The organism is Gluconobacter oxydans, assembly GCF_006539685.1.
Lineage (GTDB): Bacteria > Pseudomonadota > Alphaproteobacteria > Acetobacterales > Acetobacteraceae > Gluconobacter > Gluconobacter oxydans.
In genome coordinates, this window is sequence record NZ_BJNM01000037.1 from 1 (window position 1) to 14458 (window position 14458).

Consider the following 14458-nt stretch of genomic DNA (forward strand, 5'->3'; position numbering starts at 1 on the left):
AAACACCTAGGAATTATCACTCTCAATAATGATCTACTTCATATTACGCAGGGTAAATTACCCTTCAGCAGCACGGAAGGTAGAGACATTAAGAAATATCGTGATAAAAGATAATTGTCATATTTATTTAATCGCGCAATTATATCAATAAGTATACTTCAGTGTCCATTTGCGTTTTAAAGACTGACAAGTCCCACAATTTCCATATCCATTCATGTTTTCCTGATGATGGCTTTCAGGCGTGCATTCCACCATGCAGGCGTGGCCAGCCTCAAAAAATCTTCAGGCTTAGGAGCCGGGTGTGTCACCGAAAACCACAGGATGCGGAACATGTCTAAGAACACCGCCCGCGCCTGGGCAGGGTCTCGCTTCAACTCCGTAACATTTCGTCCGCTGTCAATCTGAACCTGTTCAGGTCGTCGAACAGTTCCAACTTTCCAACTCGCTGCGTTAATTCGCACAATGGGGTCATAGGCACTTATGGCCTTTACCCGTCCAAACGAAAGAATATCTCTTAAGACCCGCAATACAGTGACAGCAGTCCTGATAGAAGATGCGCGATAAGCCGCCAAATAGATCGGCGTGCCTTTGGAAAGAACTTCTGACACCTCATCGTCATTCATACGGGCACGATGCACATCCTCGTTCCAAGATTTAAGGTCTTCTGCTCCCCCCAAATAAGCTTTCAATGCATCTATCTCTGCACGTGCTTCGGCATACCGATATAAAGCTAGGGCATTGAACGTTCCACGCATCAAACGCATTATGGCTTTAGGCGATACAGCACCCCGTTCCAGAAGAGCACAAATCAGGGCATTCCGACGATCGTAATAGTGGTGCCAGGGACGCGTCTGGTTCTGCAGATTAGGATGGGCAACGTAAACACCGGGCCACATGACTGTTGGGAATCCGGCACGTTTCAATCGTAATCCATATTCCGCATCATCTCCCCGAAGGAAAAGAGGGAGTGGCAGTCCACAAGTTTCCACGGCCTGACGGGGAAAACAAAAACACCACCAACCACAAAATCCGACCTTCAAGGGTCGTTCGAACAAGAACCGCGCTACATCGTCCTCCAAATGTACGTCTCTGCGAAGCAGTTGATCCGTCGTCATGGCACGAGATGAATCGAAATTATGTCCAATGGACAACAGATGTTCCCGACGATCGCGGTCTACCATCGCGCCACCAATACAAATTTGAGGCGAGATATAGGCTAAAGCGGACCGAATACGGCACAAAAGTCCTGCATCGACTTCTACATCGTCATCCATCAGCACGACGTGAGTGATATTAGGATCACTCAGTGCTTCGATGATGCCGCGGGTAAATCCCGCAGCTCCACCAAAATTTTTTTGTTCGACAAAGCGGTACTTCAGAGCGTCGCGCACGGCTAACCGGTCGTGCAAACCCTTTGTTCCCTGATTGACAATGATGCAGGTTGCCAGATCTTCAAGCTGAGTATCAATCTGCCCCAAAAGGGTCCGGAGCTGTGGCTCCCGGTCGCAGGTACATATAACGACAGCAAGATGCACTACGTGGGCAGGCGGCCTATCACAAACCCAGTCTACGGTGACATCTGACTCATCTGAAAGTACCGTATGATCCCTATGCAAACTGTAAAACAGCCGGCTGCCAGATTCACGCAAAAGAGGCAGAGCAAGGATCGTGTGCCCAGAAGCGCACAAATGCTCAGAAATCTGCTCGGGTATCTCTCCCTCCCATTGTCGAAAAACCTTAACGACAATGGGAAATCTGGTCTGAATCTGTAGCCCCAGTTGCCCGAACCGGGCGTGAGTGGCCCAAGCCAAAGGGAAGAGCGACTTTGAAAAGACCGGCAAAGACGCCGACGCTCTCCAAGGTTGCAGTAGATACCAGACCAGAGTGCTATTCCTCTCAGGTGCGGTCAAACGTCTTGATCAGATCGCGCCAGAAGGGCTCAGAAATCAGACGATCATAATCATCAGCCCATTGTGGTTGCACACGGGAGACATCCTTGCGATAGGCACGCAACGCCTTCGCCAAACGCTCACGCGCTTCCTTGTAAAGCGCAGGATCATTGGAGAAGATATGATATCCGATCTTCTGAGGATCATAGTAGGCCCAGTCACGCCCGGAGCGAATATCACGCCAGTTGATATCATTCCGACTGTTAAAGACCGTCATCTGACGGCGGCGAGCAGAGATCGCATCAAGGGGCGTCTTTTTTCTTGGCAGAAGGGAAATATTCCCGTTCCGACTCAGACGTTGATACATATTATACCCACGCAACAGTACGCTGCGACCACGCTTCGTATTGCTTACCCACGGCACAACGAACTTGTCAGAAGTTCCAGGTGGCGTCGGGATAACACCCGCAGGTAGCGAAGCCTCAAAGCGATAGCTGGAATTAAAGCGCTTGTAGACCTTCATGATGTCTGCATGCAGATCCGCAGCATCGGTTTCGGCAAGAATACGCGGCCCTTTAAGATAATCTTCGACTGCCAGTACCAACAGCATTGCCGAGCCATAATGGTAAATATCTGCAAAACCACGGAAGCGCCGCAGGAGAAGACGAGTCACCCGTCTCATAATCTTGGAGATACGCTGCTCAACCTGAGCGCGAGCATCTTCAAAATCATCGCCCACCAGCAGGGCATAGAGTACTTCGATATGACAGGAAAGACGGATCAGTTCATTACGAATATTGTAATAAGCAAACCAACCTTCCGGCTTGGCATAATATGGCTCATGCCAGACCGCGATACCCGGAACCGAGAGGACATGTCCGCCCCGCATGGTTAGACGCACACCGTATTCGACATCATCAAGATGCACAAAACAGGGCAGCGGCATTCCAAACTTGCGAAAGCCGTCTACATGACCACCGAAAAGCCACCAACCATTGAAGTTAAGCGAATGGTTGCGCATGAGTGCGTCTTTAGCAGGAAGCTCCCCCAGATCGCTCGGCGCAAGACGTGCAAACGGGCGCTCAAAGCGGTCTGGCACCCAATGAGCACCGCCGTCTGCCAGCCGCACGGGATCATAGACATCCAACTGCGCCCCACCAATGAAAACCTCCGGATCCAAGCTGAGGCGGAAAAGATTGGTCATGCGGGCGATAGCCGTCTTTTCAACATCGGCATCATCGTCAAGCATAACGATGTGAGTGTAGCCACCGTCTTCCAGCGCCTCAAACATACCGCGACCGAAACCACCGGCGCCACCAACATTCCTCTGCTGGATAACACGAACGTTTTCAGGCCAGTAATCTTGGCGCTCTACTGTTCGAGCATTATCAACGATGATGATGCCATAACCTGGATATTCAGCTTGAAGCGCTGCAACAAGAAGATCCACGTTACCGACGAGCTGCTTTTCACGTCGGAACGTGCAAATCACAAAACAAGGGCGGACATCCTGCAACTTTGCATTGTGCAGTCCCCACGTTGCGCGGCGCAGGATGACATCCGTCGGCGTTCCCTCCGCCCCCAGGGCATTCCATGCACTACGATATGCCTTGTGCAGAAGCGTTCCACCGTCTGCATCAGACTTATCCGCAGTTTCCTGTGCGGTTGAATAGAAATCCAGCGCTTCGATTGTGAAATACCAGCGACCGAGCTTGGCTTCAGCACCCACAATGTCGAAATCAATCCGGATGGTGCGGACCTCATCCGGGGTCAAACCGACATGCTTCTCCATCGCATATTCAATGACTTCTCCAGCCTGAGAACGATGAAACAGACCGACGCGACAATTCCCGCTGACTTCCAGTTCAAGGTAAAGCTTGGCGTTCGGAACAATCTGGTTAATTTCACGCTCATAAAGCGCAGTCATAAAGCCATCAAACGTGACGACACGCCCACGTTCAACGATGACATTCCCTGCGTCATCCAAATCGGTATATGGCTTAACCATATAGAGTGGCTTACTTCTCTGATCTGGAGAGAAGTTTATAGGGAAAAACGGAAAACGATCGACATGCGAATAGGTCTGTGTCGCGTTGTCACTGTTTGGATTAGTCATTAACACGCCGAAGCCCTCGAAAGATCATTGATACGAACCATATCTCTCCCTCGTCATGTAAAGACATCACGAGGGATTCGAAACACGAGACAGGTTTAAGACGGGTCAACAAAGAAAGCAGGAAGGGGAGCATTTGCCGCCAAAAGCTGATCGATCTGATCACAGGCCTTAAGAGCTTCAGAAATCGTCACGTCCATATCCAAGTACCGGTATGTCCCAAGCCGGCCGAGAAAAGATACGCCTGCCGTATTTCGGGCCCGAGTAATGTAGCTCTCGAGCATGGTTTTTTCATTAGCGAGGCGAATTGGATAATACGGAACGTCTTTAGGTTCCGCCAGACGGCTGTATTCTCTGAAAGCAACTGTCTTTTGCAGGGAATCTGCTTCCCATGGAGCAAAATGTTTATGCTCTGAGATACGCGTGAACGGCACCTCCTGATCGCAGTAATTAATTACTGCTGCGCCCTGATAATCACCATCTCCATCGATACGCTCAAAATCGAGCGTACGATATCCCAGACGCCCGAGATCAAAAGAGAAATAACGATCTATCGGCCCAGTATAGAAGATATGCTGAAATTCTTCCGAAACATCCTCGAATTTTGTATTGAGGCGAATCTCAATATTTTCAGACTTCAGAATATTTTCTACAATCGCTGAATACCCGTCTTCCGGCATCCCCTGATACGGGTGATTAAAGTAATTGTCATCATAATTAAAGCGCAGCGGCAATCTTTTGAGAATGGACGCAGGCAGTTCTGTCGGCTCCAGCCCCCACTGCTTTCGCGTATATCCGTAGAAAAACGCCTTGTATAGCTCCGGACCAATCATCGAGAGCGCCTGCTCTTCGAAATTTTTTGGATCCTTGATCGACTTATCGGCCTTCTTTTCAATAAACGCCCGCGCCTCTACAGGTGACATAACCGTACCGAAGAACTGGTTAATCGTCAGAAGGTTGACAGGCAACGTGTAAATGCGCCCTTGGGAAATTGCCTTCACACGGTTGATATAAGGCCAGAATTTTCCAAAACGCTGAATGTAGCTCCAAGCGCGTTCGTCGGCAGTATGGAAAATGTGAGGCCCATAGCGATGCACCATCACACCCGTCTTGTCATCTCGCTCGGTATGACAATTCCCAGCGATATGAGACCTCTCATCCAGCAAGAGAACCTTATGTCCCTTCTCCGAAAGGTGGCGAGCAATAATGGCGCCACTGAAGCCAGCACCAACAATACAGAATCTCATTCTTTTCTATCCACAATCCATGATTTCTTCTGGTCACATTCCGTAACCGTTAGGATGGCTTTCACGCCAGCGCAATGCCGTTTCCACGATACTGTCAATATTCCCGAAGCGGGGTGTCCATCCCGTATCGTTCCTGAGGGTTGTGGAATCCGCCACCAGAAGGGCTGGATCTCCCTCTCGTCTGGGAGCAGCTTCCCACGGAACTTTCCGACCACTGACGCGCTCGACACTCTGGATGACTTCGAGGTTTGAGTATCCCTGGCCATTGCCGATGTTATATGTGACGCTGCGATGGTCGATCTGTCCCAAAGCCCTGACATGAGCATCCGCAAGATCCGTAACATGAATATAGTCACGCACGCAGGATCCATCCCGGGTCGGATAGTCGGTACCGAACAGCTTTAGTGCAGGACGGCGGCCGAGTGCCGCATCAATGGTCAGGGGAATCAGGTGGGTTTCGGGACGATGGTCTTCACCTGCACGTCCTTGGGGATCCGCGCCCGCCGCATTGAAATATCGCAGACATGCGCTTCTGAGCCCATAGATCGCATCTGCCCAGTGCAGCACACGCTCAATCATGAACTTGCTCTCGCCATACGGGGAGCCGGGCTGCACAGGTGCGGTTTCGGGGATGGGGTCGAGCCGTTCCGGTCCGCCGAAAAGAGCTGCCGTCGAAGAGAACACGATCTTTTTGACGCCATGCTCAACACAAATCTGTACGAGATTCAGTGCTGTCAGGTAGTTCTGGCGAAGATAGTGGAAAGGATCACGCATGCTGTCGCCAACCAGCGAAAGAGCCGCAAAATGCAGAACGCCGTCCCATTTTCCTTGCGCCACCACGGCTGACGTAGCGGCATAATCCAGAAGGTCTACCTTGTGGAAAGGTACGCCATCAGGAACTGCCTCGCGATATCCTGTGCTCAAGTTATCCAGAACGACAACATCATGACCTGCATCGAGTAGAGCAAGAACAGCATGACTACCGACGAAGCCTGCCCCACCGGTGACAAGATAACGCATTCAAAACTCCCGAAAAAACTGATGCATCAGATAAGAAAAAGACTGCCAGAAGGCTCTTGAGGAAGGAATACCATTAGCAGCGCGTGGAAGAGAACCCATTACCGCCAAAGCCATTTCAAAACGTCAGGAAGAATGGATACTCCATGGATATGGGAAAAATCCCCCTCCCCCGTCACGAGTTGATAATCGTATCCTTTGAGCGCGAAAGCCCTTGCCATGGCACGATTGCCTGATGGCCAGTCCAATCCGTCAAAGCGACCTGAAGGCTTCGCGTTAATCCCAACTTGTAGGAATACGCGCAGCGGCTTTGGCTCTGACTGTCTGATGATATCAGGATAGGAGCCGCCGCCACGGATATCGACGAAACTTCCACAAAATGAGAAGACCTGCCCAAACACGTCAGAGCGCTGCCAAGCCGCTGTAAACGCGCAGATACCACCGCTGCCAAAACCACCGATTGCCCTCTTTGTCGGATCATCAGTAATCGTGACATGCTTGCGCGCCTCAGGAAAGACTGCTTCTTCCAGAAACCGGACATAGCGGTCTGACAGACTATCATACTCGAAAGAACGTTGCTCGCTGGCAAGCCCGTGATCATGATTGGATTTTCCGGCTTCAACGAACAATGCTGCCATCGGTGGAATGGCACCGTCTGCAATCAGATTGTCCAGAACAACAGGCGTCTGCCAAGGCCCATCATCTGCCTTGAACCACCATCCATCCTGGAAAACCATCAGTGGCAGAGCTGTACTTCCGTCATATCCAGCAGGCCTGTAAAGCCAGGCCTGATGCCGACACTCAGGAAAGATTGAAGAGGGCAGAATGGATAACTCGATCTGTGTGCCTTCCGGCACATCTAGCCGCCGTATTGTTGCTGGATGGGGAGAATAGATGGAATTCGGGTCATGCGGGGGCATTGCTACAGTGGTCCTGTTTGTATCGTTCGCGGCGCCATTTTCATGCAGAGAATTTATATGAAAATCTATCGCCTCATCGACGTCATCGAACGGCCGAAATATACCGTCTTTCAACACATAGGCGCGGTCGCAATGCTCCCGGACAAAGTCCTCGCTGTGGGAAACGATAACCCGCGCACGATTTGCCCTCTTTTCAAATAGTTCGACCTGACATTTCTCGTGAAATTTGTGGTCTCCCACATGAACAACTTCATCGATCAGAAAGCAGTCGAACTCGATACTCATTGATATAGCAAACGCGAGGCGCGCCGCCATTCCTGATGAATAAGTTCTGACAGGCTCATCAAAATACAGACCGAGCTCAGCAAAATCCTGAACAAAATCAAGGGTATCCTTGATATCTCGTCCATAAATACGTGAGATGCACTTTGCATTATCCCGTCCGGTGAGCGCCCCCTGAAAGGCCCCCCCGAAAGCCAAAGGCCATGATACGGACATCCGGCGATCTACGGTTCCTGACGTTGGAAGCTCCGAGCCACTCAGCAAGCGGATTGTCGTCGACTTGCCAGCACCATTGCGGCCCAGAATTCCTACTTTTTCTCCAGGATGAATAAGAAGATCTGCCCCTCGTAGTACCCGATTAACCCCGTTTCGGACAGGATAACTCTTACGGACATCCTGAAATTCTATCATTGCAGCGCCGTTCCCCTGGAGACAGACCTCACCCCGATCATCGCGAAGAAGGACAGAACAATATTCCAGATCACAACGTACAGAACATCATAATGAGCGACAAACAGTGACCCAAAATAACCATCCCGGATGATTTCAGAACAGTTCACCATGGGAACCAGCAGCAGGTATTTCTGCGCGGCCGCAGGCATGGCATCGACCAGAAAACCCAAGCCGGAAAACCCTATCAATATGTAAGTAATGGGGTGCCACAGACGCTCGAACAGTTCTGAATGTTCACTCACTGATCCAACGAGAATCGCAAGCGCAGCCCCAAACCAGACCATCAACGTCCAGCCACCAATTACTTCCAGGATATTTTCCGGAGGATCCATCCACCCGATAGTGCAAAACACAGCAGAAAGAACAACAAACGACGTTGTAACGCCCCCCACCTCCAGCAGCACTCGCGCAATGTAGATATCGATCGGCCGGACATTCCTATGGTGCATAAGTCCAAGATGTATCTCGATCGCCTTATTGAGACGGTTAGGCATATTTCGCCAGACGAGCACAGTAGAATAGCCGGTCAATGCAAAGGCAACGATCGGAATATGGGAGGAATGTGACATGCGCAGCAGGGTCCACAGCGCAGTAATACCCAAGGTGAACAGCATTGGCTCACCAAAAAGCCACAACACGCCAATGTTGTGCCGCCCATAACGCGTTAAGGTCTCACGTAGAAACAATGCCCAGATGACACGCCTCTGAATAATTAGAGAGCGGGTGAAAGAGCCATGTGTACCCATCCCCGTCAATCCATATGCTCCCGAATACTTGCATTCAGCATGCGAGCTATATTCCAGAGAATAATTCCCATCAGAAAAGTCGCGAAAATATCACGCAACCTATGGGGTTCCCCGGCGGCGTCAGGTAGACTTGGCTGAGCGATCCGCTCGACATAACTCTGCTGACGCCGCGCTTCCATTTCTGCCTGCTCCAGAGAAGAAACAGCTGCGGTAAGTTGCTTGGCCGCGATCTGATCCGCGAGAATCAACCCTTGATATTCAGAAGCTTGGGAGGCGAGAGATGTATCAGCACCAGAAATTCTGGTCACTTCGTTTGCCATCTCTTTCGAGATGCTCATGATGCGGTTTTTAAGGACTGCTATCCCCGGATTATCTGCTGCCGTCTTCTGCATCATTGCAAGCTGCGCACGCGCGGAGATCAATGCATCTTCGAATTTGGAGAGCATCTGAAGCTGCCCTGATGCCTGCTGCTCAGGATTGATGATCCGATGGTTATTCCGATATTCAGCAATGGCAACAGCGGCTTTCTGGGCCTCCTGTTCCGCATCGCGCACTTCCCGCTTCGCAAATTCAATCAGATCTGCACGAGCTCTCTCGTTAAGATGATTGACGGTATCTTCCGCCATCTTCAAGAGTTCTTCATTAAATTTTTGAGCATTCTCAGGCTGATAAGCCCGAACCGTCAATGTCGTAATTCCGGTCGTGGAATTGTTGTCAACTTTAACCTTACGCTTGAAATAAAGATACATGTCTTCAAAAGATGAAGAGAGCTTTATCGGATTATAGCGATTTAAAATTGAAATATGCGGATCCGTGTAGGCTCGGACGAAACTATGATCTGTATCGATGGAGCGCAGAGCATCACGAGAGATTATATAATCATCTGCGGCGTATTCTTCATCACTGGAATTGGCAATTCCAGCACTTTTAAACATAACTCCAAGCCCGCTTGCAGAAGGCTTTTCAGGTGATCGCACCACAAAACGCGACTCTGAAATATAAACGTCAGACGCAAGAAACCCGAAATAGAGAACTGACAACAGGGTTGGAACGACAACGAACCCCAAAAACAAATAATCAGAGAAAAGTTTCTTGACGCTATTCATGAACAAAGACGACCTTTACCGCAAGATGCCAGGAACACGACACAAACGTTAGAAAAACCGGACAACGCATCAAGGAGATACGCCAAGCTTATATCTGGCGAAACCTTGCGAACAGGCATGGTCACCGAGAAGGCTTTCGGTCCCTGCCACTGGCGGACATAACGAACTACCTTGAGAGGGAGCGGGGTTGTCGCACCCGCCTTCCACCAGGTCAAGTTGAAGCTCAGATATGAGGGCATACTCTCATCATGTCCACCAGTCTTATTTTGCAATCCATGCAGCCGTAATGGCAGGGCTAACAAGAGTACTGATCAACTGATTGAACTTATAGAACCGGTTTGTCTGAGCATTGGCAATCAGGATCACATCCTTACTCTTGATCGGAATTTTCTGAGCAAAGAAGTAACTTGCCGGATTCATCATATCCAGCTTGTAAATCACTGGAACACCTTGGAAAGTCTCAGGCGTTTTCAGATGCAGTGCCTTGGCCGCTACAGGATCCTCGAACCGAAACAGAAAAACAGCATTGGGGTCGGCCAGATTATCATTCGGGCCTCCCACCCGGGCGATCGCTTCGGCGAGATTCACAGTCGGTGAATTAAAATCGACCTGCATAGCATTTTTCGAAGCCGCCCCGAATACCGTATAACTTCTTGGCTGATAGACAACGTGGATACGATCGCCTGGGCGGGCCTGAATATCTTCCTTTGGGTAGGTTTCCAATGTACCCAGATCCGTTCCTCCTGATTTTGCACCGCGGACAAGCTGTACGAGCGTATCTTCAGGCGGGAAATTAGCCCCCCCTGCAATCGCAACAACGTCGGAAAGTCTTTCCTGTGCGGTGCTAAGCAAGACACGTCCCGGATGGTGCACGGCACCAGACACAATGACCGTATTGGCAATATCTGACCCAATACGGACCATGACCTGCGCATTTTGGGATTTTCCAGCAAAGGCTACGCGAATTTCTTCGGCAAGACGTTGTGGCGTGACGCCTGCGACATGCATCCGCCCAACATAAGGAATAGTAATCGTTCCATCAGCTTCAACCTCAGTGGGAGGAAGGGCTTGGTGGGTTACACTAGCAGTCCCCCCCCCCGGCGCAGCAGTCGTATTCATGCTCATCTCTGGAGCCGCACCAGAAAATAGTCCGCTTCCAAGTTCAAAAACCGTAATATCGAGGATATCTCCCACACCAATACGATCGTTAGATACGGAATGCACGTTATCGGCATAGAGGGACGAAATCAGTGGGGGATGTTCAGTAGCGAGAACCTGAGTAACTTCTGACGTTACGGGCAAAACAAGAAAATTCAGTGGATTTTTCTTGTCAGCCGCTACCTTCAGAACGCCATGTTCGGTGGGCGCATTCCCAGGCAGAGCACTGCAGCCGCCAAGCGATAGAAGACCAAGCAGCAACCCCATAACCACGGGTGAGTGAGTATTCCCGGAAAAGCGATCAACACGCATAGAGTGGAAAAACCTTTGACTGATTACAAAGCGAGCGTGCGTGCTCACGAGGTTGCGATACTGCGATAGAAAGCCGCAAGACGTTCGCCGTAGGCTTCTACAGAGAATGAAGCCGCCCTTCTAGCACCCTCTATTTTCATCCTGTCGATGAGGGCATCGTTTTCGCCCAGATCCTTGAGCCCCCTAACCAGGGCTTGCGTACTGAGCGGATCAACCAACAGCGCAGCTCCCCCCGCCACCTCTTCAGTTGCATGCCCCCTACTGGTAAGGACTGGGGTTCCAAGTAACATTGCCTCAACAATGGGAAGCCCGAAACCTTCAGCCAGACTTGGGAAAACTACAGCCCGAGACATCTGTATCGCTTTCACCAGACTCTCCCGACTTGCCCATGGAATGATACGAACACGCTCAGGCTCTGGATGACGTGCCCTCTCCGCCCGTATCTCGTCGCCACCATGACCATCCCTTCCAATCAGGGTCAATGGCCTCTGCGAACCTGATTGACCATGAGCCCGAATCAGCCTTGCAAGATTTTTGCGCCGCTCCAGAATACCAAAATAGAGAAAACCTCCTTCAGGACAGATCGGCTCCGCAGTCACTGCTGCCATCAAGAGCTCGGCATCAAATGAGACAGCCTGCGAGAGATTGACGACTTTATCAGCAGAAATACCGAGATGAGCGAGGATATCTGCACGCACGGCATCGCTGACAGTGACAACCGCAGTGGCATTATCGCAGCAATCCTGAAGAAACTTTTTAATGTTCCCGTAGACGGTGGGCGCCAACGTAGGATGCAACAAGGGAATCAGGTCATGAATGGTAACAATATTTGCAGCCCCTTTCCAATGGAGCGGCAGTGGGCAACTCCAGTGCATGATATCTGGGGGGACGTCGTTCTCAAGAATAGTGACTTTGGAAAATGTGCGATAACGACTTACAGCGGTGCGATAGAGGTCATCGACCTCATAGTCGCTACCGGCTGGCAACAACCTGCGCCGCCCTTTAAACGAACGCCCGAAACGCCGGAAAGAACCGGGCATGCCTCTTGTATCGGAACGATGCGCGTTCAGCCATCCGACCGAAAAACCACTTTCCTCGCATGCATTGGATAGCGTACGGGCATATGTTGCTATTCCAGTTCCACCGCTCTGGGCCATATTGCGGGTATCAATGACGATGCGCATCGCTTCGCTTGATCAAATTCCGAAAATCGGTCCTGAAAACCACGTCCCAGAATGTTGAAGTTACACCAAAGTTGCAGTCCTCAAGGGCATGGTGATGCAGCATATGATGACGTTTGATCAGAAAACCCAGGCGTCCGCGCATGGCGCTCTGATGGCACATATAATGCACGAAGTCGTAACAGATATAGCCGATCAGAAACCCGACAAAAGCCGGGCGCCCGTAATCTCTTCCTCCGATCCCAAAAAGATACCACAGGGCCACTGCCAAAGGGACAGTCACAACCAGAGGCATCAGATTACGCAGCGGGTCATCAGGAACCTCATGATGGTTGCCGTGCATAATGAACACAACCTTGTTTACCCAAGAGGCCGAAGACGAGGCATGAAAACAATAACGGTGGAAAATATACTCAATGATCGTCCACAGAAAAAGTCCCACCAGAACCATCATTCCATCCCGAAGAAATGAAATCGGATAAATCGAGTATACAACGGGTATGAGAGCGCAGATCCAGAAGGGAAGAAAAACTTTTAGCGGAGTGACAGTTGCCAATTCCAGCCATTTATTTTTGAACAACCTGACAGACACGTCTATTCATCTCCCCGCGCAACAGAACTGGCCTTCGTACGTTTCAAATGCTCAAAGCAGAAAAACACTTTCAATATAAGGCTCTGCGACCAATTCTTTTGCCTGACATCGTTTTTTCCGCCGTGCAAAGAGATATCTCAATCTGATTTAACGCCGTGGAAACGCTATCTTTCCATGTAAATGGCTTCCACATATGCATTCGTTGCAACTGCGCCTGCCGTCGCGGACCGTTACCCGTGTACTCCATGATGATGTCCGCCCAGGCTGTTCCATTCAATGGGTCAATATAATCAGGAACCTGACCACCCACCTCCCGCAGAACAGGAATGTCAGAACAGATCACTGGAACCTTCATGGATAACGCCTCTGCAACCGGCAAGCCATAACCTTCCGTAAGCGACGGAAAAACAAGCGCCCTGCTCGCTTCAAGAAGTCGGCTAACCTGCCCGTCAGACAGATTGTTGTATTCGAGGAGATAGGGACGAAGAGCGCGAGAACGGTCCAGCAAGTCAATGATGTTTTCATTTTCCCACCCACGCTTTCCAACGAGCACAAGGATCGGAGCGTTATCCGGTGCCGTTTCGACCATTTTTCTCCAAGCATGGAGCAGCATCAGGTGGTTTTTCCTGGGCTCAATGGTGCTCAGATAGACAAAAAAGGGCCGTTTCGGAACGATACTGTTATCTTCACTGAACCCCACCGAGGGGGTGCCATGCGGAACGGCCCATATCGAAATTTTATTCCCCTCCGGCAGAATAGTCTTTAGATCCTGCCGGACAGCCTCGGACGGAACAAGGATACCATCAGCCAGACGGGCCACACTATCCATACGCTGCTGATGGCGTTTCTGCTCTCGCGGACGCCCATACTCCGGAAAATTTAGCGGAATGACATCATGAATCATCGGGACAAAGACCCCGGAAGTCCGCTCCAGAAGTTTTTCAATCGCCCGTCTTTTCATCAAATGATGATGCGACAACAAAAGATGGATAATACCCGATCGACGCGGCAGGGGCTGCCACAAGAGCATGAGCTTTATTTTCCGCTTCAGTCTGATCGTGTGCTCCACCTTGCCGGTATGTGCCCATTGCCTGGACAGGGCTTGAATAAACGCAGCGGCCAGATCGGTCCTAATGCCGCCAATCCATCCCCATGGATGCCAAGCGCAAAATAGGGTCTGTTCCGGGCGTTCCTTCAGCAGATACTCGGCATAGGCCAATTCCACCCGGTCGATACCAGTTGGACCTGATGTCTTCGCACGATCCAGAAGGCGAGAAATATCCAATAGATAGACTGGATCAATCACAGCCATTTCAGCCCCTGACTTCAGAAAGAATATCAGCGACATCAGGAAGCTGCTGCTCTTTCCTACGCGCCAAGCGTTCACGGACACCGCTAATCAGCGTTTCCAAGCCTTCCTCGGAAAAGAATCCCCCAGGGAC

General features: G+C 50.6%; 11 protein-coding genes. All 11 read right to left on the bottom strand.

Annotated elements, in window-relative coordinates; genetic code table 11:
• Nucleotides 1-212 precede the first annotated feature (212 nt).
• A complete protein-coding gene (locus GOX01_RS11095; protein ID WP_255314070.1) occupies nt 213-1535 on the bottom strand; it encodes a glycosyltransferase family 2 protein in 1323 nt (440 codons plus the stop codon).
• A 361-nt stretch (nt 1536-1896) separates the two neighbouring features.
• Nucleotides 1897-4005 carry a glycosyltransferase gene (locus tag GOX01_RS11100; protein WP_131973882.1) on the bottom strand — a complete coding sequence of 703 codons (2109 nt, stop codon included), beginning with the start codon at nt 4003-4005 and terminating at the stop codon, nt 1897-1899.
• Nucleotides 4006-4100: 95 nt separating this feature from the next.
• Nucleotides 4101-5249, bottom strand: coding sequence for a UDP-galactopyranose/dTDP-fucopyranose mutase family protein (locus tag GOX01_RS11105; protein ID WP_062268864.1), 1149 nt, complete (start codon nt 5247-5249; stop codon nt 4101-4103).
• A gap of 33 nt (nt 5250-5282) precedes the next feature.
• Nucleotides 5283-6269 (bottom strand): UDP-glucose 4-epimerase GalE, encoded by a 987-nt coding sequence (gene galE, locus GOX01_RS11110; protein WP_011253017.1) that lies wholly within the window; start codon nt 6267-6269, stop codon nt 5283-5285.
• Between the two features lie 98 nt (nt 6270-6367).
• On the bottom strand, nt 6368-7879 hold the full coding sequence (locus tag GOX01_RS11115; RefSeq protein ID WP_011253016.1) for an ATP-binding cassette domain-containing protein: 1512 nt from the start codon (nt 7877-7879) through the stop codon (nt 6368-6370).
• A complete protein-coding gene (locus GOX01_RS11120; protein ID WP_098049519.1) occupies nt 7876-8667 on the bottom strand; it encodes an ABC transporter permease in 792 nt (263 codons plus the stop codon). Before GOX01_RS11120 ends, GOX01_RS11115 begins: the two co-directional genes overlap by 4 nt.
• A gap of 5 nt (nt 8668-8672) precedes the next feature.
• On the bottom strand, nt 8673-9773 hold the full coding sequence (locus GOX01_RS11125) for a capsule polysaccharide export inner-membrane protein (RefSeq protein ID WP_011253014.1): 1101 nt from the start codon (nt 9771-9773) through the stop codon (nt 8673-8675).
• Between the two features lie 261 nt (nt 9774-10034).
• Entirely contained in the window at nt 10035-11243 is a 1209-nt protein-coding gene (locus tag GOX01_RS11130; RefSeq protein ID WP_011253013.1) for a polysaccharide biosynthesis/export family protein, read from the bottom strand.
• Between the two features lie 44 nt (nt 11244-11287).
• A complete protein-coding gene (locus GOX01_RS11135; RefSeq protein WP_011253012.1) occupies nt 11288-12427 on the bottom strand; it encodes a glycosyltransferase family 4 protein in 1140 nt (379 codons plus the stop codon).
• On the bottom strand, nt 12411-12878 hold the full coding sequence (locus GOX01_RS11140; protein WP_011253011.1) for a sterol desaturase family protein: 468 nt from the start codon (nt 12876-12878) through the stop codon (nt 12411-12413). The genes GOX01_RS11135 and GOX01_RS11140 overlap by 17 nt, the downstream gene beginning before the upstream one ends.
• 208 nt (nt 12879-13086) lie before the next feature.
• Nucleotides 13087-14364, bottom strand: coding sequence for a glycosyltransferase family 4 protein (locus tag GOX01_RS11145; protein WP_024716601.1), 1278 nt, complete (start codon nt 14362-14364; stop codon nt 13087-13089).
• Nucleotides 14365-14458: the final 94 nt, after the last annotated feature.